Origin of the sequence: Streptomyces sp. NBC_01092, assembly GCF_045039535.1 — a bacterium.
Classification (GTDB): Bacteria; Actinomycetota; Actinomycetes; order Streptomycetales; family Streptomycetaceae; genus Streptomyces.
Genome location: NZ_CP108659.1, coordinates 8,252,352 through 8,275,033 on the forward strand (window position 1 = coordinate 8,252,352; position 22,682 = coordinate 8,275,033).

20 protein-coding genes and 3 pseudogenes are annotated in these 22,682 nt (G+C 71.3%); 10 read left to right on the forward strand and 13 right to left on the reverse strand.

The annotated features are described in order from the left end of the window. Positions 1-59 precede the first annotated feature (59 nt). Together OG254_RS37405 and OG254_RS37410 are read left to right on the forward strand one after the other, a co-directional pair. Entirely contained in the window at positions 60-1,037 is a 978-nt protein-coding gene (locus OG254_RS37405; protein WP_405590912.1) for an AraC family transcriptional regulator, read from the forward strand. Positions 1,038-1,047: 10 nt separating this feature from the next. Next, entirely contained in the window at positions 1,048-1,740 is a 693-nt protein-coding gene (locus tag OG254_RS37410) for a helix-turn-helix domain-containing protein (RefSeq protein WP_405590915.1), read from the forward strand. Between the two features lie 98 nt (positions 1,741-1,838). Here OG254_RS37410 and OG254_RS37415 read toward each other — a convergent pair whose 3' ends face one another. The 3 genes from OG254_RS37415 to OG254_RS37425 all read right to left on the reverse strand — a co-directional run bounded on the left by OG254_RS37415 (position 1,839) and on the right by OG254_RS37425 (position 4,038). Continuing rightward, a complete protein-coding gene (locus tag OG254_RS37415; RefSeq protein ID WP_405590917.1) occupies positions 1,839-2,237 on the reverse strand; it encodes a VOC family protein in 399 nt (132 codons plus the stop codon). A gap of 83 nt (positions 2,238-2,320) precedes the next feature. After that, positions 2,321-2,953, reverse strand: coding sequence for a VOC family protein (locus OG254_RS37420; protein WP_405590920.1), 633 nt, complete (start codon positions 2,951-2,953; stop codon positions 2,321-2,323). 62 nt (positions 2,954-3,015) lie between these two features. Next, positions 3,016-4,038 (reverse strand): DUF5954 family protein, encoded by a 1,023-nt coding sequence (locus OG254_RS37425; protein ID WP_405590922.1) that lies wholly within the window; start codon positions 4,036-4,038, stop codon positions 3,016-3,018. Positions 4,039-4,187: 149 nt separating this feature from the next. On the opposite strand from OG254_RS37425, the gene OG254_RS37430 reads away from it, so the two are divergent. Beyond that, positions 4,188-4,847, forward strand: a complete 660-nt coding sequence (locus tag OG254_RS37430) for a ThuA domain-containing protein (protein ID WP_405590925.1) — start codon at positions 4,188-4,190, stop codon at positions 4,845-4,847. 126 nt (positions 4,848-4,973) lie between these two features. On the opposite strand, the gene OG254_RS37435 is transcribed toward OG254_RS37430, so the two are convergent. The 5 genes from OG254_RS37435 to OG254_RS37455 all read right to left on the reverse strand — a co-directional run bounded on the left by OG254_RS37435 (position 4,974) and on the right by OG254_RS37455 (position 10,099). After that, the gene (locus tag OG254_RS37435; protein WP_405590928.1) at positions 4,974-6,140 is read right to left on the reverse strand and encodes a ferritin-like protein; all 1,167 of its coding nucleotides are present in this window, start codon (positions 6,138-6,140) and stop codon (positions 4,974-4,976) included. Between the two features lie 203 nt (positions 6,141-6,343). After that, positions 6,344-7,399, reverse strand: coding sequence for a LacI family DNA-binding transcriptional regulator (locus tag OG254_RS37440; RefSeq protein ID WP_405590930.1), 1,056 nt, complete (start codon positions 7,397-7,399; stop codon positions 6,344-6,346). 163 nt (positions 7,400-7,562) lie between these two features. Beyond that, positions 7,563-8,156: a hypothetical protein gene (locus OG254_RS37445; RefSeq protein WP_405595412.1), complete on the reverse strand. Its 594-nt coding sequence runs from the start codon at positions 8,154-8,156 to the stop codon at positions 7,563-7,565. A 12-nt stretch (positions 8,157-8,168) separates the two neighbouring features. Then, on the reverse strand, positions 8,169-9,017 hold the full coding sequence (locus tag OG254_RS37450) for a family 43 glycosylhydrolase (RefSeq protein ID WP_405590933.1): 849 nt from the start codon (positions 9,015-9,017) through the stop codon (positions 8,169-8,171). Between the two features lie 56 nt (positions 9,018-9,073). After that, positions 9,074-10,099, reverse strand: a complete 1,026-nt coding sequence (locus tag OG254_RS37455) for a hydroxyacid dehydrogenase (protein ID WP_405590936.1) — start codon at positions 10,097-10,099, stop codon at positions 9,074-9,076. A 244-nt stretch (positions 10,100-10,343) separates the two neighbouring features. Between OG254_RS37455 and OG254_RS37460 the strand changes: the two genes are divergently transcribed. Continuing rightward, positions 10,344-10,529 carry a hypothetical protein gene (locus tag OG254_RS37460; protein ID WP_405590939.1) on the forward strand — a complete coding sequence of 62 codons (186 nt, stop codon included), beginning with the start codon at positions 10,344-10,346 and terminating at the stop codon, positions 10,527-10,529. Next, complete coding sequence (locus OG254_RS37465) at positions 10,526-10,777, forward strand: hypothetical protein (protein WP_405590942.1); 252 nt, start codon at positions 10,526-10,528, stop codon at positions 10,775-10,777. The genes OG254_RS37460 and OG254_RS37465 overlap by 4 nt, the downstream gene beginning before the upstream one ends. Before the next feature lie 93 nt (positions 10,778-10,870). On the opposite strand, the pseudogene OG254_RS37470 reads toward OG254_RS37465, so the two are convergent. Beyond that, positions 10,871-10,963, reverse strand: a pseudogene (locus OG254_RS37470) (transposase); the annotation flags it as partial. On the opposite strand from OG254_RS37470, the pseudogene OG254_RS37475 reads away from it, so the two are divergent. The 3 genes and pseudogenes from OG254_RS37475 to OG254_RS37485 all read left to right on the forward strand — a co-directional run. Beyond that, positions 10,956-11,765: pseudogene (locus tag OG254_RS37475) on the forward strand (putative Ig domain-containing protein); the annotation flags it as partial. The pseudogenes OG254_RS37470 and OG254_RS37475 sit on opposite strands and share 8 nt — an antisense overlap. Positions 11,766-11,793: 28 nt before the next feature. Beyond that, a complete protein-coding gene (locus tag OG254_RS37480) occupies positions 11,794-13,041 on the forward strand; it encodes an alginate lyase family protein (RefSeq protein WP_405590944.1) in 1,248 nt (415 codons plus the stop codon). Positions 13,042-13,150: 109 nt separating this feature from the next. Next, on the forward strand, positions 13,151-14,746 hold the full coding sequence (locus OG254_RS37485) for a carboxylesterase/lipase family protein (protein ID WP_405590947.1): 1,596 nt from the start codon (positions 13,151-13,153) through the stop codon (positions 14,744-14,746). A 3-nt stretch (positions 14,747-14,749) separates the two neighbouring features. Here OG254_RS37485 and OG254_RS37490 read toward each other — a convergent pair. The 3 genes and pseudogenes from OG254_RS37490 to OG254_RS37500 all read right to left on the reverse strand — a co-directional run. Next, positions 14,750-14,980: pseudogene (locus OG254_RS37490) on the reverse strand (substrate-binding domain-containing protein); the annotation flags it as partial. Between the two features lie 100 nt (positions 14,981-15,080). Continuing rightward, positions 15,081-16,004 carry a homocysteine S-methyltransferase gene (gene mmuM, locus OG254_RS37495; RefSeq protein ID WP_405590950.1) on the reverse strand — a complete coding sequence of 308 codons (924 nt, stop codon included), beginning with the start codon at positions 16,002-16,004 and terminating at the stop codon, positions 15,081-15,083. A gap of 60 nt (positions 16,005-16,064) precedes the next feature. Continuing rightward, positions 16,065-18,179 (reverse strand): autotransporter, encoded by a 2,115-nt coding sequence (locus OG254_RS37500; RefSeq protein ID WP_405590953.1) that lies wholly within the window; start codon positions 18,177-18,179, stop codon positions 16,065-16,067. 198 nt (positions 18,180-18,377) lie between these two features. On the opposite strand from OG254_RS37500, the gene OG254_RS37505 reads away from it, so the two are divergent. Further along, positions 18,378-19,790 carry an RICIN domain-containing protein gene (locus tag OG254_RS37505; RefSeq protein WP_405590956.1) on the forward strand — a complete coding sequence of 471 codons (1,413 nt, stop codon included), beginning with the start codon at positions 18,378-18,380 and terminating at the stop codon, positions 19,788-19,790. Between the two features lie 7 nt (positions 19,791-19,797). Here OG254_RS37505 and OG254_RS37510 read toward each other — a convergent pair whose 3' ends face one another. Next, a complete protein-coding gene (locus OG254_RS37510; RefSeq protein ID WP_405590959.1) occupies positions 19,798-21,462 on the reverse strand; it encodes a rhamnogalacturonan lyase B N-terminal domain-containing protein in 1,665 nt (554 codons plus the stop codon). A gap of 149 nt (positions 21,463-21,611) precedes the next feature. Between OG254_RS37510 and OG254_RS37515 the strand changes: the two genes are divergently transcribed. After that, a complete protein-coding gene (locus OG254_RS37515; protein WP_405590962.1) occupies positions 21,612-22,628 on the forward strand; it encodes a rhamnogalacturonan acetylesterase in 1,017 nt (338 codons plus the stop codon). Positions 22,629-22,682: the final 54 nt, after the last annotated feature.

The following is a 22,682-nucleotide window of genomic DNA, read 5'->3' on the forward strand; positions in this document are numbered from 1 at the left end:
GCCCGGGCAGCCCATCGCTGAACGGCTCACTCCCATGCGCGGGCGTCTACGCTGACGACATGGACGCCCTTGCAGGACTGCTGGAGGGTCCACGTGCCCGTGGCGCCTTCATGATCCGTGCGTGTTTCGAGCCGCCGTGGTCCATCCGCATCGAGGACCGGGCCCCGCTCACCGTCATGCTCATGGTCCGCGGTGAGGCCTGGGTGTTCCCGGACCGGGGCGAGCGAAGCGAGATGGGGGTCCCCCCGGCCGAAGGCTGGGGGAGGATCCGGCTGCGCCCCGGCGACCTCGCCATCGCCCGCGGCCCGGACCCCTACACCTGCGCCGACGACCCCGGCACGGCGCCACAGGCCCTGATCCTGCCGGGCGCCGAGTGCCGCTACCCCGACGGGCGCTCCCTCAACGGCTCCATGGACCTCGGCGTGCGCACCTGGGGCGACCGGCTCGACGGCTCGGCCGTGATGCTGATCGGCACGTATCTGTGGGAGGGCGAGATCAGCGGGCGGCTGCTGAAGGCGTTGCCGCCGCTGCTGTCCCTCACGGCCGATGTGTGGAACTGCCCGCTCACCTCCTACCTCATGGACGAGATCGTCCGCGACGAACCCGGTCAGGAGGTCGTCCTGGACCGGCTGCTCGACCTGCTGGTCATCGCCGCGCTCAGGACCTGGTTCTCCCGGCCGGAAGCGGCGGCCCCGGCCTGGTACCAGGCGATGGCCGACCCGGTCGTCGGCCGTGTGCTGCGGCTCGTCCAGGACGACCCGGCCCTGCCCTGGACCGTGGCGTCGCTCGCCGCCAAGGCCGGGGTGTCGCGGGCCGCGCTGGCCCGTCGGTTCACCGAACTGGTCGGGGAGCCGCCGATGACGTACCTCACGGAGTGGCGGATGGCGCTCGCGGCGGATGCGCTGCGTGACACCGACGACACGTTGGATGCCATTGCTCGGCACGTCGGCTATGGGAGCGCGTTCGCCCTGTCCAGTGCGTTCAAGAGGGTCTACGGGGTGAGTCCGCAGGAGCATCGGGGGCGGGTTTCGTCGTAGCCTCGCTTGTATGTACGCGGAGCGGGCGTCCAGGCTGCCTGGTGCCGTGGTGTGGACGAACACCCCTGGTGAGCATGGTGCCGGGCGGGTCCTGCCCGACGGGTGCATGGATCTGCTCTGGCACGACGGGCGGCTGCTCGTCGCCGGGCCCGACACGCGTGCGTACGTCACCGCGGGGGAGTCGAGCAGCTGGGCGGGCGTACGTTTCTTCCCCGGGACCGCCCCTGCCGTCCTGCGCGTACCGGCTCACGAGCTGCGCGACCGGCGCGTCGAGCTCGCGGATCTGTGGTCGGCCTCGCAGGTGCGGCGGCTGTGCGGTCGTATCGAGGCGGCCGCCGACCCGGTGACCGCCCTTGAGGACGTCGCGCTGGAGCGAGCCGCCGATGCCGTGCCCCCTGACGCGCTCCTGCGACACGTCGTGACCGCCCTCGACGCGGGCCGTTCCGTCGCCGCGACCGCCGACGAACTCGGCCTCGGCGCCCGCCAGTTGCATCGGCGTTCCCTGACCGCCTTCGGCTACGGTCCCAAGACGCTGGCCCGGATTCTGCGGCTGCAGCGGGCGCTCGCGCTGGCGCGGGGCGGGGTGAGCCTCGCGGACACGGCCGTGCGGGCCGGGTTCGCCGATCAGGCGCATCTGGCGCGGGACGTCAAGGAGTTGGCAGGTCTGCCGCTCGGGGAGCTACTCGGTAGGCGCGTCGGCTGAGCGGACCTGGTGAAGTCGACGGCGGTTCGGCAGCGCCGTCCAGGGGCGCGGGGAACTGCGCGACCAGCCACGACGGCGCCGCAGACGAACGACGGCCTTCACGGCCCAACCAGCGGAGCGAACAGGTCGACGCCGTTGCCGTCCGGGTCGTGCACGGTGGCGTACCGCTGGCCCCAGAAGGCGTCCCACGGCTTGAGTTCGCCATGGTGGCCGGCTTCCAGCATTTCCTCGTACACCGCGTCCACCTCGGCCGGATCCGAGCACCGCAGTGCCAGCCCGGCGCGGCTGCCGCCCGTGGGCGCTCGCCACCCCGGGTGGAAGGACCGCACGGTCTCCTCGGTGTCGAGCAACAGACGTAGCCCGCCGGGCAGTTCGGCCTCGGCGTGCGGCTCGCTCTCGGCGCCGGCGGGGAACGCGAAGCCCAGGCGACGGTAGAAGGCGACGGAGGCGGCCATGTCGCTGACGACGAGGCCGATGGCATCGAATCGTGGAGTCATGCGGCCACCGTAGGCAGGGGCCGGCCGGCCGGTCTTGAAGGAATCGGACACCACCTGCGCGCTCGCATCCCTGCCGGGTCACCTCACTCGAAGGTCACCGCCCCCAGGGGCGTGTCCACCGTGAAGGAGATCCCCACCAGGCCCGTCGTGAGGTCGAGGTCCGTGCACAGTGCCGCCAGCAGGGGCCGGATCTCGTCCGGCTCGGGGGCGCTCGCGGTCAGGGACAGCAGGGGGGTGGTGGGCAGCCCGGAGGCGGTGGGGTGGACCGTGGCGCTCCAGTCGATCAGGAACGGGACGAGCCCGGAGGGGTGGGCGTCGTCGCCGTCGGTGAGGCGCCATTCGAGCAGGGTGCCGTCGGGCTTGCGGCGGCTCATCGACTGCGCCGGGCCGGGGTCGTAGCCCCGGGCGCGGGCGGCGGCGATGGCCGCGTCCAGGTCGGGCGGGCTGATCGCCCAGGTGACCGTGCGCGGGACGGTGAGCCCGTCGACGTCGAAGGGGCGCGGCTCGCCGGGCGCGGACTGCTCGGGATCCGGACCGATGATCTCCAGGTAGCTGGCGCCGCCCAGGGACACCAGGTAGTTACGGGTGCCGAGCCCGACGTGCACGCCGCCCGGGGCGGGGGCCACACCGGTGCGCCGGGTGAAGTCGGCGACCGTGGCGGCCAGGTCGGGGGTGGCGAGGACGAGGTGATCCAGGAGCGCGGGAATGGCGTTCATCGCAGCCGAGGCTACGCAGAGCGGCCTCTGCAATGGAACACCTGTGCGCCACTGCGGGGCGCTCACTCGTCGAAAACGACGGTGCCGTCGGGCAGCAGCGTCGGATGGATCTTCATCGGGCCGTACTCGTCCACGTCCGAGGGGCGCGCGGTCTCCGGGCCGTCCGGGCCCATGCGCAGCACGCGTTCGACCCGGCAGAGCCGGAACACCCGGCCCGCCACCTCGACCTCGTCGGCGCGCTCCAGCGCCCGGAACTCCTCGGCCGCCTTCGCGTACACGGCCTTCTTCGCGTCGTCGAACCGGAACAGCATGGGCCACATCTCGGCCAGCGCGTCGTGCAGCACACGCCGGGCGTCGTGCGGGGTGGCCTGGAGCGCGAGGGTCGGCTCCCAGCCGGTGTGCTCGCGCTCGACCACGCCGAAGCACGTCGGCAACAGCACGACCTGAGGATGCGAGCGCACCGCCCGCTCCGAATCGCCGCGCACGGCGGCGGGGAAGCGCATGCCCCGGTAGGCGAACCCGCGCAGCCACGCCCGCAAGGCACCGGCCATCGGGCTGCCGTCCGTGGCGTCCGCATCGAGGACGAGGTCCAGGTCGGGGGAGGGGGTGTGGTCGTCCCGGAAGTTCCAGGTCCGTTCCGCGGGCTCCGGGTCGGTGGGGCGGGGTGGCTCCAGGCCGTGGTCGTCGCAGCGGGTGAACTCGTCCCCGCGCACGATCCGGTACCGCACCCCGCACGCCTCGACCTCGTTCACCGGCTCCCGGCTCAACACGTCGACGGCGGCAAGGAGTTCACGGCGTACGCCCGGATCGTCGGTGTCGTCCTTCGCGCGGAACCACAGGTGGGTGTTCAGCGCGTCCCGGCACATCTGCGGCATCCCGTTCACGACCGGCTTCAGCACCCGCCAACCGGGCCCCACCGCCGGATCCCGTACCGCGACCCCGAACACCGGCCCACGCAGCGCGAACCCCGGATACCGCACCGAGGCGTCCACCGCGTCGGCCTCCCGCACCCAGGCGGCGGGGTCGTCACGGCGGACCAACTCCTCGTGGAGCGCGTGGATCTGTTGCTGCCAGTCATGGGTCATGCACGCATTGTCGCGAGGGTGCCGTCACGCCCAGGAGTGAACAGACCCAACAGCCCCGGCTGTTGGACATCGCTTCCGCGGGCGGTCGAAACTTTCCGATCACCGTCGGGAGTGGGACGCAGCCCCCCGCGCCGCCTAGGCTCGTTCGCATGTCCGTACGACTCCTCGTCCACACCCGCACCACCGCCTACCGGCACGAATCCATCCCGGCCGGTGTCGAGGCCGTCCGCACGCTCGGCGACTTCGAGGTGGACCACACCGAGGACCCACGCGCCTTCGAAGCGCCCCTCGACGCCTACGCGGCCGTCGTCTTCCTCTCCACCAGCGGCGAGGTCCTCACCCCCGCCGGTCGCGCGCGCCTCGCCGGGTACGTCGAGGAGGGCGGCGGCTTCGTCGGGGTGCACGCGGCGGCCTGCACCGAGTACGACTGGCCGTACTACGGCGAACTGCTGGGCGCCCGCTTCGACCGGCACCCCGACTACCAGCCGGGCAGGGCGATCGTCGAGGACGGCGAGCACCCGGCCACCCGGCACCTGCCCGCCGTATGGGACTTCGTCGACGAGTGGTACGACTTCCGCACCAACCCCCGTGCCGCGGTACGGGTGTTGCTCCGCGCCGACGAGTCGTCGTACGAGGGCGGCGGCATGGGCGAGGACCATCCACTGGCGTGGTGCCGTGAGCAGGGCGCGGGACGCGTCTTCTACACGGCCCTCGGGCATGCCGCCGAGGCGTACGCGGATCCGGACTTCCGCGCCCATCTCCTCGGCGGAATCGACTGGGCGGCGAACCCCGGGGGGTCCCGGCGGTAACCGGGCCGGACACCGACGGAGGGTCAGGCCGGTCGTGCGGGCTCTCAGGGCCGTGGATCCGGGGATCAGGGACGCCTTCTGATCCCGGGTGTTCGGCCCTGAGAGCCCGCCGTCACGGAGTGACGCTCAGCGGCGGGGCCTGCGGAGCGCGCGGAACTGGGGCCCGTAGGTACCCCGGCCGGAGGGGAGGCCGGTCTCCATCAGTTCCACGGCGGGCTTCTCCAGCCCGCGCATGGTGCGGATGCCCGCGCCCAGGGTGCGGTGGCCGCCGCCCGCCCAGGCCGCGTCGAGGGAGTCCAGCACCGTGCTGTACATCGCGTCGAAGCGGAACAACAGCCCCCCGACATGGGCCGGCGTGTTGCGCCAGCCGCCCACCGGGACCGGGGCCATGGGGCGCACCTCGGGGAACGGCACGGGCGGGCCGACGAACCGCCAGCCGTCGTCGGTCTCGCGCAGCTCCCGGCCGTGGTAGATCTCCCCGAAGGCGTAGTAGTGCGCGGGGCGGTCGTCCGAGAAGGAGTCGGTCGGGGAGCTGTCGGTGCCCTCGCCCTGCTCCCTGATGACCTCGATGGCGTGCTCCACGTCGTCGAGGCTGCGCACCGGGCGCAGTTCGTCGGAGTCGATGTGCTGGGTCACCTGTTCCCGCGTCGACAGGTCAGGGCGCACGGCCCGGAACGCGCCAAGCAGGCCGTCGTAGAACTCCCCGACGGTGGGGGACGCCACGCTGCGGGCCAGCGACACCTCGGGGGCCTCGATCGCCATCATCACGTCGCGCACGAAGGGCTTGGTGAGGCCCGACAGATACACGGTCACCCCGGCGCGCACCCCGCCGGGCAGCGGGCCGGGGTAGACCGGCGCGGCGGCCTTGATCTGCGGCCTGCCGCCCACGGCCACGAGCAGGTTGCAGACGATGCCCAGGTGGTACATCTCGTCCCCGACGATGCGCCGGAGCATCCGCGCGACCTCACTGCGCTGGTCCTTGACGGACCACCAGCCGCACAAGTAGGGCGGGATGGTGGAGAGTTCGAGCCCCACGGCGACCTGGAGGGCGGACCTGAGCCAGGCGACCCCGCGACTGTCCTCGGGGACGGCCATCAGCTGCGCCACGGACCCGAGTCCGGCCGTGCCGAGGCCCGCGAGGCCGGCCTCGGCGGCAGCCGCGCCCGCCGGCTCCACGGTGGCCTGCGCGGGCCCCGCGACCGCGGTCGGCGCCCCGGCCGCCAACGCGGCCGACGCCAGGAACTTCCTGCGCTTGAACGGAGCAACCGCGGACTCGTCCGGCTCTTCGCCCATACCCGTCAACCTCGCCTCAGTTCATAGGGACGGCCCCGCCTCGGCCAGACGCACGGCACCCGGGACCCCTCCGACAGCTCGCGAAGCTAGCAGCGATCATCGCCGCGACCAGGGCACACGTGCCGAGCGGCGCATCGACCACCCTGTCGGTCCAACGTCACGGCACCGGGTGCGGGGCCGCCGAGGCGGGTGGGGCGAGGGGTTCAGCGGGGCGTCGCGTCACGCGGGGCGGCCGTGCTCGACCGCTGCACCAACCGCGTCGACAGCTCCGTCCGTGTGCTCTCCGGCTGCTCTCCGTCCATCATCCGCACCAGCAGCCGCAGCGCCGTCGCCGCCATCTCCGACAGCGGCTGGCGGACCGTGGTGAGGGCCGGGGAGATCCAGCGGGCCTCCGGCAGATCGTCGAAGCCGACCACGCTCACGTCCTGCGGCACGCTCAACTCCCGTTCCGCCAAAGCTTCGTAGACCCCGAGGGCCATCCGGTCCGAGCAGACGAAGACGGCCGTCGGCGGCTCGGGCAGATCGAGGAGCTCCAGCGTCCTGCGGTGCGCGACACCCTCGTCGAAGCCGGCGTGCCGCACGTACTCGGGACGGTGCCGCACCCCGGCCGAGGCGAGCGCCGAGCGGTAGCCGGCCACCCGGGCGGCACTGCAGATCTTGCGCTGATGACCGGCGATGACGGCAATGCGTTCGTGGCCGAGCGCCAGGAGATGCTCGGTCGCCGTCACGCCGCCGTGCCAGTTCGCCGCGCCCACCGACACCACGCCCGGCGGCGGTTCCAGCACCGGGTCGATCATCACGAACGGGATGCGGTGCTGCTCCAGCCACGCGTACTGCGATGCCGTCAGCTCGGCCAGGTTGAACAGCACTCCGGAGGAGCCGCGCGCGATCAGCTTGTCCAGCCAGCCCCGCTCCGGTCGCGCGCCCCGCGTCCGGGTCAGACCGGCCGAGACCACCACCTCCAGCCCGGCGTCGTGGGCCGCCGCCTCCACCCCGTGCAGCACCGCGCCCGACCACGAGGTGTCCAGTGAGTGCACGACGAGGTCGACCAGGCCCGGCGTCTTCGCCGCGTCGAAGCGCGGTCTTCGGACATAGCCGAGCCGGTCCAGCGCCTCGGTGACCCGGCGGCGGGTCTCGGGGGCCACGTCCTCCCGGCCGTTGACCACCTTGGAGGCGGTCGGTACGGACACGCCGGCCTCGCGGGCCACGACCGCGAGGGTAGGCCCGGCAGCCACGCTCGCACCGCCCGTACGGACCATCGGGAACCACCTCTCCGGCCCGCCCGAGGGCCATGAAAAGTTTCGACCAGCGCGGAAACAGTAAGCGCTTCCTATCCTAGGTTCGCCGCGTTGAGTCCGGAAGGGGCAGGACATCGCAGGAGTCCATGGGCCGCGACTTTCGAAACCTCGAACAAGCCCTGGGCTACCAGCAGGTGAGGCGGAATCCCGTGAAGTCGGCCGTGAACGACGAGTCGACGAGATCCACGGCATGCACGCCCGCCATCGCCCCGGTGAAGCGCAACTTGGAGCCGTGGTCGTCGGACAGCCGGGTGAAGTCCAGCGGCGGCCCGACCGGCGTGCGCACACCCCCGCGGACATACCAGAACCGGGCCCACCCGTCCTCGACGGTCACGCCCAAGGTCAACGGCACGCCCGCGTCCACCTCCACCACGGCCACCTGCCGGGTGCCGGACTCCTCACGCTCCACCAGAGCGAGCACGGTACGGCCCGCCCCTCGCCACTGCTGCCCGCACTGTCCCTCGCCCTCGGGCTCCGCCCAGGTGAGGTCCAGGTTCAGATAGGCCTCCGTGTTGTACCAGAGGACCAGTCCGGCGGCCTGCGTGAAGGACCGGGGCCTCGCGTCCACGGTGACCTTCGCCTCCGCGCGATGCTCGGTGTTGCGCTGGGCGAGCAGACTGTGCGCCCACCGCGACTCGGGACCGTGCCGACCGCGCAGCCGGATCCAGCCCGGCCGGGTGGTGGCATCGGCCCAGCTGGGATCGGCGTAGCCGCGCAGGGTGCTCCAGGGCTAGCCCAACGGATCGTCGGGGCAGGCATGTTGGGGCTCCGGCTCGACGGAACGCGTCGGTACGTCTACCTCGACCGCCGGATGCCAGCCCCCGTGCCGCAGCCGCGGCCAGCCCGCCTCGTCCCACGTCACCGCCTGGATCGCCGTCTCGCGACCGAGGGGGCAGCGCGGCCCGGCCGGCGTCTGCAACGGCCGTGCCGTGAGATGGCTCATCACCCACTCACCGCCCGGCGTCTCGACCAGCTCCGCGTGCCCGGCCTTCTGCAACGGCACCGAGGGATCGTCGCGCGTCGTCAACAGGGGTTGGCTGTCGAGCTCGTAAGGGCCGGTGATCGCCCGACTGCGTGCCACGATCGCCCCGTGCTCAACACCCGTGCCGCCCTCCGCGAGCACGAGAGGGAACCAGCCGTCGCGCCGCAGCAACTTCGGCCCCTCGATGAGCAGTTCGTGCTGAAGCAGCAGATGCGTGTCCCCGACCGGGGCCAGCGTCTCCCGGTCCAACTCCGTCAGTACGATCCCGGCGAACCGCCGCCCGCCCGGACGATGGTCGTTCTGGAGGTTGAGCAGCCACAGCCGCCCCTCCTGATGGAACAGCGCGGGGTCGAACCCATGGCTCGGCAGCCGCCGCGGCGCGGTCCACATGCCGCCCGCCTCCGTCGCCGTACTGACATACGTGTCCACGTCGAAGTACGGCGTCCCCACCGAGCGGACCACCGAGTAGACCACCCAGAACCGCTCACCGTCCCAGCTCAGCGACGGCGCCCAGATGCCGCCCGAGTCGGGGACGCCCGCCAGTGAGTCGCCGGGGGCCGCGCCCCGGACATGGCCCGCGTGCTCCCAGTGGGGCACGCCAGCCGCAAGGTTTGCCCACAAACCCAGGCCCACAGACCCAGGCCCACCCCTTCTCAAGCAACCCGAGCCAAATCCACCAACCGCACCTCATGCCCCAACGGCCCCCCTGCCGCCACCCGCTCCAACTCCTCCACCACGATCCGACCCAGCCGCTCCAGCTCATTCCCGAGCGACCCGGCGATATGAGGCGTCAGAAACACATTGGGCAGGTGGTACAGCGGCGACCCCGCCGGCAGCGGCTCCGGCTCGGTCACGTCGAGCACCGCGTGCAGCCGCCCGGCAACCAGCTCGTCCGTCAGCGCCTCGGGATCGACCAGCGCCCCCCGCGAGGTGTTGATCAGCACCCCGCCGTCCCGAATCAGGCCCAGCCGCTCCCCGTCGAGCATCCGGTACGTCTCGGGGATGTCCGGCGCATGCAGGCTGACGATGTCGCTGTGCCTCAGCAGGTCCTCCAGCGACAGCAACTCGGCGCCCAGTTCGGCGGCCTCGGCGGCGCTGACGTACGGGTCGTGCAGCAGGACCGTGAAGTCGAACGGCCGTAGCAGCTCCAGCAGTCGTCGGCCGACCCGCGAGGCCCCGATGACGCCGACGCGGCGGCCGACGTTGCCGGTCGCGGCGGTCTCGCCCTGGGTCGGGTAGGTGTGAGTGCTGCGGAAGCGCTCCCGGTGCGCGAAGGTGTCCTTCCCGGCGAGAAGGATCATGGCGAGCGTGTACTCGGCGACCGGCAGTGCGTTGCCGGTGACCGCGCTGGACACGGTGACGCCGGCCTTCCACAGGGCCTCGCCGACCAGCGAGCGGACCGAGCCGGCGGCGTGCAGGACGGCGCGCAGCTTCGGCGCGACGGTGAGGACGTCGGTGTCGAGGCGGGGGCAGCCCCAGCCGGTGATGAGCACCTCGGTCCTGGCCAGGGCCTCGGCCGCCGAGGGGTCGGATGCTGGGGCGGCGAAGTCCCGTACGACGAGCGCCGGGTCGATCTCGGCCGTCTGCCTCAGCCGGGCCATGAGCGGCGGCGGGAAGAGCAGGGGGACGTGCACCGGATCCATCGCGAAAAGGGCCCTCGGCAGGTGCGGGCTGGGCATGGTTCTCCTGAGGCACTGGCTGAGACACCGAACGGAAACGGTTTCAGAAAGCGTCTTCTACCGTAGATCTGGTCACGGGGCCGGTCAATCGGCAGGGCGGCGGCGTCACACCGAAACCGATTTCCGAGCATGCTCCGGGCCGTTCTCCAGCGCGCTCGCACTGCATCGCACGTCAGCAACCGGTTCCCGGATCCTCGCGTCACCCCGAGTTACAGACTCTTTTCGAAAGTACGTCAAGGTGCGGGTGCGTACCGCCCCCGACGGCGCGTGGCAGACCCTCGACATCTGGCGCCCGCAGCTGGGGGAGATCAACCCCACCACCGGTTCGGGCAAGGTCTACAGCTCGTCGCTGGCGTACTTCGACTTCCAGGGTTCCGTGGAGATCGAGGTCACCTGTCTCAAGGGCGGCACCAGCAAGGTCTCCGGGTGAGACCCGACTCGTACGGCATCAAGCCCGAACTGCTCGGTGACACCCTGCGCTTCACGCTCGACCAGCCGCACAACGTCGTCGTCCAGATCAACGACGACATCTTCGACTGTCTGCACCTCTTCGCCCGCGCGACAGAGAAGAAGAAGCCCCGGCCGGACGACCCGAACGTCCTCTACTACGGCCCCGGCGTCCACACCACCGCCGACGGCTACCTGAACGTCCCCTCCGGCAAGACCGTCTACCTCTGATCTTGCGCAGTGCTCCGTCCTTTAGGGCGGAGGTGAAGCGCATCTCAAGACTGCTCTGACCCGAGCCGTTGGCACGGGTCCGCAGTGTTCTCCTCAGGTCACGGGGCGCTTCTGGTTCTCGATGTACTGGCGTACAACGGTCAGGGGTGCCCCGCCGCAGCTTCCGGCGAAGTAGGAGCCGGACCAGCACGTCCTGCGCGCCTCGCGCGAGCCCGTACGGTTCAGCGCGGCCGGGCTGCCCGACGGCCTCCGCCTCGACAGGCGCACCGGCCACGTCCGCGGAACGCCCACCGAGAGCGGCGAGTTCACCGTCACCACCACCGCCGGCAATGCCTCCGGCGACGGCACCGGCACGCTCAGCCTCACCGTCGGCACACCCCCGCCCGCCCCTTGGACGTACGGCGACCTGGGCGACGCGGTGCCCGACGGGCGGGGCTTCGGGACGCTGGGTGTGGTCGCGATCCGTACGCCGGGCTGCACGTCGTACGACGGCGGGACCTTCATCGTGCGCGGTGCGGGGGTCGACCTGTCCGTCAACAACCAGGCGATGACAGGGCAGTTCGCGCGACGGACGGTGACCGGCGACTGCGAGATCACCGCCCGGCTGGTCTCCCGCACGGGCGCGCGCGGCGACCAGGTAGGGCTGCTGATGGCCAAGTCGCTGTCGCCGTTCGACCAGGCCGCCGGGGCGATCGTCACCGGAGGAACCACCGCGCGGCTCATGCTGCGCCCGACCGTCGCGGGCAAGTCGGCCTTCACCGGAAGCGGCACGGCCGCCCTGCCCTCCCTGCTGCGGCTGAAGCGCGTCGGGACCGCCTTCACCGCGGCCCTGTCCACCGATGACGGCGCCACCTGGACCACCCTCGCCACCGGCGAGATCCCCGGGTTCGGTGACGCCCCCTACCACGTGGGCCTCGTGGTCTGCTCACGCGACCAACAGGCCCGCTGCACCGCCGAGTTCGACGAGGTGAGCATCAAACACGACTGATCCCCCCACGGATTGGAGTCGCACCGAAATGAGCCGCACTTCCCCCCACCAGCATCGCTCCAACGGTGAGTTGAGCCGCCGAGGTCTGCTGAGGACCGCCGGTGGTTTCACCGCGGCTGTCGCGCTGGGTACCGCGTCCGTCGCCGCCACGGCGGACGCGGCCCCCGCGACCTTCACCCACCCCGGCATGCTCCACAACGCCGGGGACATCAACCGCGCCAAGGTCAGGGTCGCCGCGGGCACGGACCCCTGGCTGTCCGGCTGGAACCGGCTGACCGCCAACTCCCACTCCCAGTCCACCTGGACGAACCGGGCCACCGCCACGATCATCCGCGGCGGCACCGGACAGAACTACGGCCTGCTCTACAACGACATCGCCGCCGCCTACCAGAACGCCCTGCGCTGGCGGGTCGGCGGCACCGAGGCGAACGCCGTGGCCGCCGCGGTCATCCTCAACGCCTGGTCCAGGACCCTGACCACGGTCACCGGCAACGCGGACCGGTTCCTCGCAGCCGGCATCTACGGCTGGCAGTTCGCGAACGCCTGTGAACTCATGCGCGGCTACAGCGGGTTCGACCTCGCCGCCGCACAGGAGATGACGGTCCGGGTCTTCTACCCGCTCAACAACCAGTTCCTCACCGGCCACAACGACGCCTGCATCACCAACTACTGGGCCAACTGGGACCTGTGCAACATGGCCTCGGTCATGGCCATCGGGATCCTCACCGACAACGCCGCCAAGTACGACCAGGCCGTGAACTACTTCAGGACCGGAGCCGGAAACGGCGCCCTCACCAAGGCGGTGCCGTTCCTGTACCCGGGCGTCGAGGGCTACGACCTCGGCCAGTGGCAGGAGTCCGGCCGCGACCAGGGCCACACCATGATGGGCATGGGCCAGATGGGCGCGATCTGCGAGATGGCCTGGAACCAGGGCGAAGACCTGTACTCCTACGACGGCCGCCGCTTCATGAAGGCCGCCCAGTACGTCGCCAAGTACAACCTGGGCAACAGCGTCCCCTTCACCACCTACAACTGGGGCAGCGGCCAGAACTGCGTCCCGCAGTCACAGACCGTCATCTCGGCGGCGTCCCGGGGCCAGGTCCGCCCGGTCTGGGCCATGCTCCACTACCACTACAACCGGCGCGTCAGCCTCGACGACAAGTACATCGCCCAGATGTGCTTCTCCGTCGCCCCCGAGGGCGGCGGCGGTGACTACGGCTCCGACAGCGGCGGCTTCGACCAGCTGGGCTTCGGCACGCTGATGTACGCCAAGTAGCCATTGGGCCGAACAGCCCTCACACCCGCTCGTGCGCCGGAATATCGGGCCACAATGAGTTGCTCTGATCTTCACGGTGCACGAGCGCGGTGAGGAGGCTGGTGGACGTATGGCAGCAGTCCGGACAGTTCCCGTGACGGACCCCGTGGTGACGACGCCCTACGGTGCCGTGAGGGGCCGGTACGAAGAGGACGGCGTCGCCGTGTTCCGGGGCATCCCCTACGCGGCGCCCCCCTTCGGCCCTCTGAGGTTCCGGCCGCCCGTCCCGCCCGAGCCCTGGGACGGTGTGCGCGAGGCCGCGGCCTTCGGGCCGACCCCGCCGAAGCCGCCGTACTCCGAGGCCTTCGCGCAATATCTGTCCGACCCGGTCGTGCCCGGCGACGACTGCCTCAACCTCAACGTCTGGACCCCCGAGCCCGGCCCCGCAGCCCGCCTCCCGGTCATGGTGTGGCTGCACGGCGGCGCCCTGACCCGCGGGTCCTCGGGCATGCCCGTGTACGACGGCCGGCCCTTCGCCCGCGACGGAGTCGTCCTCGTCTCCGTCAACTACCGGCTCGGCGTCGAGGGCTACGGATACTTCCCGGACGCCCCCGCCAACCCCGGCCTGCGCGACCAGCTCGCCGCCCTGAAGTGGGTGCACGCCTCCATCGCGGCCTTCGGCGGCGACCCCGACCGCATCACCGTCTTCGGCCAGTCCGCCGGCGCGATCAGCATCGGCGCGCTGCTCGCCGCCCCGCAGGCCCAGGGCCTGATGCGGCGGGCCATCCTGCAGAGCGGGCCGCCGGAGGCCGCCGAGCGGGACAAGGTACGGCGGATGGTGCGCCGGATGGCGACCCGGCTGAAGATCCCCGCCACGGCCGCCGCCTTCGCCGAGGTCGACCCTGAGCTGCTCCTGCGCGCCCAGGCCGAGGTGGGCCGGCTGAGCAGCCCCGTGCTGGGCGGGCCCGCCTTCGGAATCGTGGTCGACGGCGACATCGTGCCCCGCGATCCGCTGCAGGCGCTGACGGAGGGTGACGCCGCGGCCGGTGTCGACCTGATGCTGGGCTGGACCCGCGACGAGTACCGGCTGTGGCTGGTGCCCGGCGGGCTGCTGGAGCGCGTCGACCGGCTCGGCGCGGTCGCCCTGGCCGGCGCGATGGCCCGCTGCCGCGTCGGCGCCGAAGTACCTCGCGGCTACCGCGCCCTGCACCCGGAGGCCGGCACCGCCGAGATCGTCGGCCAGATGGTCACCGACCACCTCCTGCGCGTCCCACTGCACCGCCTCGCCGACGCCCACGCCGGGTCGTCGTACGTCTACGAGTTCGCCTGGCCCTCCACCCTCCCCGACCTCGGCGCCTGCCACGCCCTGGAGCTCGGCTTCGTCTTCGACACCGGAGACGTCCCCGAGTCCCGCAGACTGGCCGGCGAGGGCGCCCCGCCGGAGCTCGCGGACGAGATGCACCGGACGTGGGTGCGGTTCGCGGTGGAGGGCGACCCGGGGTGGCAGACCTGGGACGACACCCACCCGGTACGCATCTTCGGCGACGGCGCCACCCACACGGCGCACGGCCCGCGCGACGCCGAGCTGGCCCTGTGGACGGCGGCCGCGGCGGCTCGGGAAACCATCCATGCGCCGCCGCTCGCCGACGGTCCGCTCACGCGCGGCGCGGAGATGCGATCGGTGGTACGGCGGCTGCGGCTGCCGGGGGCGGTGCGCTGGCACTGACGATCACCGGTCGAGCGGCGCCACCGAGTCCCGTACCACCACATGGGTGCCCAGCAACAGATGCTCGGCCGGGTCCTCCGGGGTGCGGCCCAGGGCGGTGCGGACGGCGAGGCGGCCCAGTTCCTCGTAGGGGACGTGGACCGTCGTCAGGGCCGGGTGCAGGTCACGGGCGAAGGGGATGTCGTCGTAGCCGGCCAGCGAGACGTCGCCGGGTACGTCGAGGCCGGCCTCGTGCCCCCTCTGCGTCGAGCACCAGTGACAACAGCATGGCAACCGGTTCCCGAAGCGGAGGCTAGCAGTGCGTGACGGGGCGGGACGAGCCCTCCGTACGCGGCTACGGCGTCCCCGTCAGCGCCCGGGCGATCGACCCGATGGCCTCCGGCCCCACCCGACAGCACCCCCCGATCAGCCGCGCCCCGGACTCCCGCCACCCCCGCACCAACTCCGGCGCGAAGCTGGACCGTCCCTCCCAGGCACGCGCCTCGGCGTTCCAGGCCTCGCCGCTGTTGGGATAGACCACGACCGGCTTGCCCGTGACCCGGGCGGCGATCTCGACAGCGCCCTCGACATCCTCGGGCGCGCAGCAGTTCACGCCGACCGCGATCACCTCGTCGGCGCCGGCGGCCGGCGCGAACGCCTCCTCCAGCGGCTGCCCGGCACGCGTACGGTCACCGGCGACGGAGTACGACAGCCAGGCCGGCACCCCGAGCCCGCGCACCGCCCGCAGCAGCGCCTCGGCCTCGTCCGCGTCCGGAACCGTCTCCAGCGCCAGCACGTCGGGACGGGCCCCGGCGAGCACCTCCAGCCGGGGCCGATGGAAGCGCTCCAGCTCCGCCACGCTCAGCCCGTAGCGCCCCCGGTACTCGGAGCCGTCCGCCAGCATCGCCCCGTACGGCCCGACCGACGCGGCGACCCACAACGGCCGCGCGACCCCCTTCGCCTGCGCCCGCCGCGCGGCCTCACGCGCCAACTCCACGCTCAGTACCAGCAGTTCGGCCGCCCGCTCCCGTCCGATCCCGCGCCCCGCGAACCCCTCGAACGTGGCCTGGTAGCTGGACGTGATCGCCACGTCCGCCCCCGCCTCGAAGTACCCGAGATGGGCCTCGGTGATCGCCTCCGGACGCTCCGCGAGCAGCCGCGCCGACCACAGCTCGTCACTCAGGTCGTGCCCGGCGGATTCCAGCTGATTGGACATGCCGCCGTCGAGCACGACGGTCCCGGCGGCGAGGGCTTCGGCGAGGGCGATGGTGCTGGTCATGCTGACGACGGTAGTCGAGGCGGGGTGGGTGACCGGCACAGGAGACGTGACAGCCGTCGGTCACCGGCCGTGCGCCGCGTGCCTGTCTCCCCGCCGCCCGCGTCCGCGCCTCCGCCTTGCCGCCGGCATCGCGAGCCCCACGAGCAGCCCGGCGGCCACCACGTACGGCCACCACCCGAGGCCGTTGCCCGTGGCGCTCGCGGTCCGGGGGCCGGGGGAGGCGACCGAGTCGGCTGCTGTGCGGGGGGTGTCCGAGCCGGGGGAGGAGCTCGCGGTCACCGCGGTGAGGACCACGTCGTTGCCGTCCCCCCCCCGGTAGGAGATGCGGTACGTGGTGTCGTTCAGCTGGAGCTTCCTGCCCTCCCGGAGGCCGGTGAAGGTGCCGGTCGTCTTCGCCCGGCCCTGGTGGTCCAGGACGGTGATCCTCCGGGCGGGCCTCGTCGCCGTCGCGGCGGACGCGAGGTCCAGGTCGCCGGCGAGACGGAGGGCGCCCGTCACCCTCAACGGGGCGCCGTGCAGGACCAGTTCGCCCTTGGCCGACTGTGTGTAGTCGCCGGAGACGGTCAGACCGCTCGCGACCACGCCGTCGTTCGTCACCGCGCCCCGCACGGTGCCCCTGCCGGTCAGGGTCGTCGCCACGCGCAGTCCCGAAGTGCCCGTGTCCAGACGGGAGTTGGCGGAGACAAGCGTGATGGCCCGACTGCGGTCCAGCGTCGCGCCGCCGCGCAGTGCCAGCGTGCCCTTCTTGACCGTCGTCCTGCCGGTGTACGTCACCCCCGAGCCCGTCAGCGTCGCGGTCGCGGACCCCGACTGCGTGAGCGACCCGCTGCCGCTGATCCGGGAGAGGGTCAGGGACGTGCCGACGTTGTTCAGCACCAGCGAGCCGTCGTTGACGACCTTGTGGAGGGCGCCCCGCGTGTACAGCCCGCCGTCGCCGCCCCGCTTGCCGCTGCCCAGACGCAGGACCGCGCCCTTGCCGACCGTCGTCGAGCCGTCGTAGTGCTGCACGGCGGCGAAGGTGACGTCGTTGCCGGGTCTGCCCTTGATGACGACGTCGCCGGCGCCGGGCGAGGAGAGGGTGTCGTGATATCTGCCGCCGCCGATCGGCGCGCCCAGCGTGACGGGGCCGTTGTAGTCGAAGGTGAGCCGCGAACGGGAGCGGGCCGCGAGCAGGTTGATGTAGACCGTCTCGGCGGTGCCGGGCATGAAGATCCGGTTCGTCGTCCCGTCGCCCCACTGGACGTCCGCGCCCTTGATGTTGGTGCCGCGCTTGTTGACGTTCTTCCGCGCGGGCGTCCAGTTCAGGGCCGGGTCGCTGAGCGCGGGATCGGTGTCGCCGCCCCGGTCGGACCAGCTGTACTGCCCGGTGAGCACGACCTTGCCGCCCGGCCGGGACTGGACGTTGATGTCGCTGCCGTACTCGCGCTGGTAGAAGTCCATGCCCAGGGCGACGGTCCGGCCGAGCGGGGTGTCCACGGTGAAGGTGCCCTGGTTGAGGACCTTGCGCACGTTCGGCAGTGACGTCGCGAACTCCGGCCGTCCGGCGTTGACCTGCGTGCCGTTGTCGATCACCCCGGAGAAGGAGTGGGTGCCCGACAGATCCCAGGTACCCCACAGGAAGCGCGGCTGGGTGATGAGCCCGGAACCGCTGATCGTGCCCAGGTTGTAGGCGCTCCTCAGCGACAACCGCAGGGTGCCGTCGACCCGGATGTTGTCCTGGTTGAGCCGGAACGCCGGGGTGCCGTAGGGGAAATGGCCGATCAGCCCGGCCGTACCGCCGTCGCCGTACTGCAGGGTGGCCCCGCGCTCGACCGTGATCGCGGGCGGGTCCGGGGCGGTCGTGGTGACGTACGGGTGGTTGCCGCCGAGGACGCTCACCTTCTGCCGCTGCCGGGACTTCGGGAGCGTGAAGTCGCTGTCCCTGGTCAGGATCAGCGTCCCGGTGCCGCGCACGGTGAGCGTGCCCTCGCCGCGCAGGACGCCGTCGTACGTCGTCGTCCCGGGCGGCACGGTCACCACCGTGTCACCGCTGAGCGTCACGTCCCGGCCCCCCAGCACGTCGGCGGATACGTCCCTGGGGCCGGCGGCCACCGCGGGGGGAGCGGTGACGGTGAGGGCGGCGACCGCGGCGAGGGCGCCTGCGGTCGCTGCTGTCCTGTGGGTGAGGCTGCGCACGTGATCGGGGACGGGCCTGGGCGGCCGTCGATAACAGAAATTTCGCGGTCCTGTTTGTTTCGCCGGACTCGTTGACCTCCCGGTAACTCACCCTTACCTTTCACTCGTTCGTAATGTGTCAGATCTTGTTCGTTATCCCGAACAGCCTCAAACAGCTCCGAACAATCCCCGCAGCGCCTGTCAAGGAGAGTGTGTGAGATGAGACGTGCCTACGCCGCTCTGCTGGCCCTCTGTCTGGCCCTCGCCGGCGCCCTGGCCACGGCCGGCCCCGCCCAGGCCGCACCCCAGACCGCCACCACCGGCACGCAGTTCACCGACACCTCGGGCAACCCGGTGCACGCCCACGGCGGCGGTGTCCTCAAGGTCGGCTCGTACTACTACTGGTTCGGCGAGCACCGCAACGCCGACAACACCTTCCGCTACGTCGACGCCTACCGCTCCACCGACCTGAAGAACTGGGAGTTCAGGAACCACGTCCTGACCCAGTCCAGCGCCGCCGAGCTGGCCACCGCCAACATCGAGCGCCCGAAGGTCATGTACAACGCCTCCACCGGCAAGTTCGTCATGTGGATGCACAAGGAGAACGGCACCGACTACAGCGAGGCCCGCGCCGCCGTCGCCGTCTCCGACACCGTGGACGGCAACTACACCTGGCAGGGCAGCTTCCGCCCGCTGGGTGCGCACATGTCCCGCGACATCACGGTCTTCGTCGACACCGACGGCGCCGGATACATGATCTCGGCCGCCCGCGAGAACTACGACCTGCAGATCTACCGCCTGACCGCCGACTACACAGGCATCGCGAGCCTCGTCGCCGACCCCTGGCACGGCGGCCACCGCGAGGCACCGGCCCTGTTCAAGCGGAACGGCGTCTACTTCATGCTGACCTCGGGCGCCACCGGCTGGAGCCCCAACCAGCAGCAGTACGCCACCGCCACCAGCATCGCCGGCCCGTGGACCGCGATGACGAACGTCGGCGACTCCACGACCTACGGCTCGCAGACCGCGTACGTCCTGCCGGTGCAGGGCACTTCGACCACCTCGTACCTCTACCTGGGCGACCGCTGGGGCAACTCCTTCGGCGGCACCGTCAACGACTCCCGCTACGTCTGGCTGCCTCTGGCCTTCCCCACCTCGACCTCGATGTCGATGTCCTGGTCCCCGGAGGTCACCGTCGACACGGCGACCGGATCGATCAGCGGCACGAGTGCCACGTACAACACGCTGATCGCCCGGCACAGCAGCCGCTGCGCCGATGTCACGAGCCAGTCCCTGTGGGCGGGCGCCCAGATCAAGCAGTACGACTGCAACGGCGGCACCAACCAGAAGTACTGGTTCAAGCCCGTCGGCAGCGGCTACTACCAGCTCATGACCCGGCACAGCTCCCTGTGTGTGCAGGAGAACGCGAACACGGTCACCCAGGAGAGCTGCAGCGCCTCCGCGACCAGCCAGCAGTGGTCGCTCACGACCACCGGCTCCTACGTCAACGTCGTCTCCCGCGCGAGCGGCGAGTGCCTGGACGTGAACGGCGCGTCCACCGCCAACTCCGCCGCGATCATCACCTACACCTGCAACGGCGGAACCAACCAGCAGTGGACGCGCGGGACGTGACGTGTGGTCAGGCGAGCAGGTCGATCGCGTCGATCGCGGTGCCCGCGCTGAGATAGCCGGTCGTCCCCGAACCGCTCACCACGTCGATCCGCAGCACGTTGTACTGGCCGGTGTCCGTCTTCCAGGCGGACGCCGGCACGCTGTACGTGAAGGTGTGGTTGTTGCCCCGATACGAGCCGTTGGTCAGCGACCGGGTGCTCGGCTGGGTGGGCGGGGAGGGGATGGCGGACGTCCAGGCGTCGTTCACCGTCACCTGGGGGCGGCCGTTGGCGTACGCCGTCGTCACCCCGATCCGCAGGGTGTGCGCGGCCGCCGCCTGCGCCGCCGTCAGCTTGAAGTACACAAGGATCCCGCTGTTGACGTCCTTCCAGAGGTAGCAGGGGAAGGACGCCGTCTCGTTGTTGCCGACCACCACATTGCCGGTCCAGGAGGCGGCCCGGACGTCGGACGGATGCGCGTACGTCATCAGGTCGGCGTTCTTGAATCCGCCGGGTGTGCCGTTCCAGTCGCCGATCCGCCAGATGGCACTCGCGTTGCCGGGGTCGTTCGAGGACGGTACGGCGATCGTGTTGAGGGTGGTCGTGCCACCGGCCGTGACCGTCACCGACCCCGTGTACACGGCGAGTTCGCCCTTGAAGACGGTCAGCGTGTACGGCCCCGGCAGCACACCCCCGATCGAGAAGTAGCCGTCCGACGACCGCGCCGAACCCCAGTACTGCGCCGCCGAGTTGGCGAGCCCGACCGTGTACGGGTACGCCGTGTTCCGCCCGGAGATCCCGACGCCGGCCACTTTGCCGCGCCCGCTCGCGCCGACGTAACCGGACATGCCGAGCGAATCCGCCCACGAGGTGGTCAGCGTGCCCGGGAACAGCGCCGAGGAGGGCGCCCCGCCGTCCGTGAGGGCGATGACGTACGGGCCCTGGAGGCCGAAGCGCTGGGCCTCGGTCTGGTTCTGGCCGTAGTACAGGATCTCGTACAGGCCGCCGCCGTCCGCGCTCTGGTGGCGCAGCAGCGAGCGGTAGAAGGGGCCGCCGGACGCCTTCTCGTGGTTGCTCCGCACGATCCACAGACCGACGCCGCCGCCCGACCAGCCGATGTGGTCGTAGTCCATCACCCGCAGCTTGGAGTAGTGCTTCGAGCGGGTCTGGCCGTCGGACTTCGCGAACACGTCCGAGGCCTCGACGGTGCTGCTGGTGTACGTGTAGGAGTCGGGCTCGTCGTTGAGGAACAGGCCCTTCTTCACCCGCAGGATGTAGCGGGTCGCGGACACGGACGTGTCGGCCTTGTTGGTCCACAGATAGACGTTGTTCTCGCCGCTGCGGGCCGCGTAGTAGTGCCGCAGCGTGCCGTACGCCACCGAGATCAGGATCGTCGAACCCGACTGCTTGACGGTCACGGTGGAGGTGCCGAGGCCGGACTCGATGTGCGAGTTCATGCCGCCGTAGCCCTGGTACTCCGTGCCGCGGTAGACCAGCGACGTCAGGTCGCCGTTGGTCTTGCTGACCTTGAAGACCAGGTTGGCGCCGGTGTCGACGACGTAGTTCGAGCCGTCGTCGCTCCAGCCGAACGCCGCGGCGCGCGCGGTGCCGGCGAGGGCCGCTGTGCCGGCCGCGGCCGTGGCGCCGAGGACGAAGGTGCGGCGGCGAACGGATCTGCCGTGGGATCCGGACATGGGGGTGCCTCCTTCGGAGTGGGGGTGCGGGTGTTGTGCAGGGTGACAGTTGAATCGATTTCGCGAAAGGGCTTGCGCTTGCCCCACGTTGAGCAGTTCTCTGAACTGGCGCAATGAACTAGAAAGCGCTTGTTGAGCGGGAGGCGCGTATGAGACGTTTCAGCATCGCCGTACTGGTGGGAGCCGCCTTGGGCGCAGTGCTGACCGCGGTACCGGCCAGGGCCGACGCCGACTGCACTGCCACCGTCTGCCACTTCGACGTCCCTCCCGGCACCTACGACGTCAAGCTCCTCCTGGGCGGCGAGGCGGCGTCGAGCACGAGCGTCACCGGCGAGACCCGTCGCGTGCTGCTCCCCGAGACGGCCGTGGCCGCCGGCGAGCGCGTCTCCCGCAGCTTCACCGTCGACGTCCGCACCCCCGAGGGCGAGCCCACCGGGCCCGACGGCACCCCCGGCCTGGACCTGCGACTCGGCGGCACCGCGCCCGCCCTCGCCGACATCCGGGTCACCCCCGCGCGGCACTCCCGCCAGATCTTCCTGGTCGGCGACTCCACGGTCTGCGACCAGCCCGGCGACCCGTACTCCGGCTGGGGCCAGCAACTGCCCGGGTACCTCCGCAAGGGACTGTCGGTGGCCAACTACGCCGACTCCGGCGAGAGTACGGTCAGCTATCTCGCCGACACCCGCCTCTGGGCCACCGTCCGGCCACGGATCCGCCCCGGCGACCTGGTCCTGATCCAGCTCGCACACAACGACAAGACGACCGACGAGGCGACGTATCGCGCGAATCTGGAGACACTGGTGGCCGGTGCGCGCGAGAAGGGAGGCGAGCCCGTCCTGGTCACCCCGATCGTGCGCCGCTGGTTCAACGCCGACGGCACACTCGACAACGACACGGCGCTGCTGGTGAACGGCCTCGGTGTGAACCACCCCGGCGTCATCCGCTCGGTCGCCGCCGCCCACGACGTCCCCCTGATCGACCTCACGGCGAAGACCAAGGCGCTGGTGGAGTCCCTGGGCGTCGAGGCGTCCAAGGCGCTGTACCTGTACAACGAGAAGAGGGACAACACCCACACCTCGGTGCGCGGCGCCACGGTGTACGCGGGACTGGTCCGCGACGAACTCGTCGCCCGCCATCTGGTGCCCCAGGGCCTGGTGCGGGTGTGATGAACCCCTGGGGCGCCTCGACCGGAACCGGGGCGCCCCAGGCTTGCCCTTCAC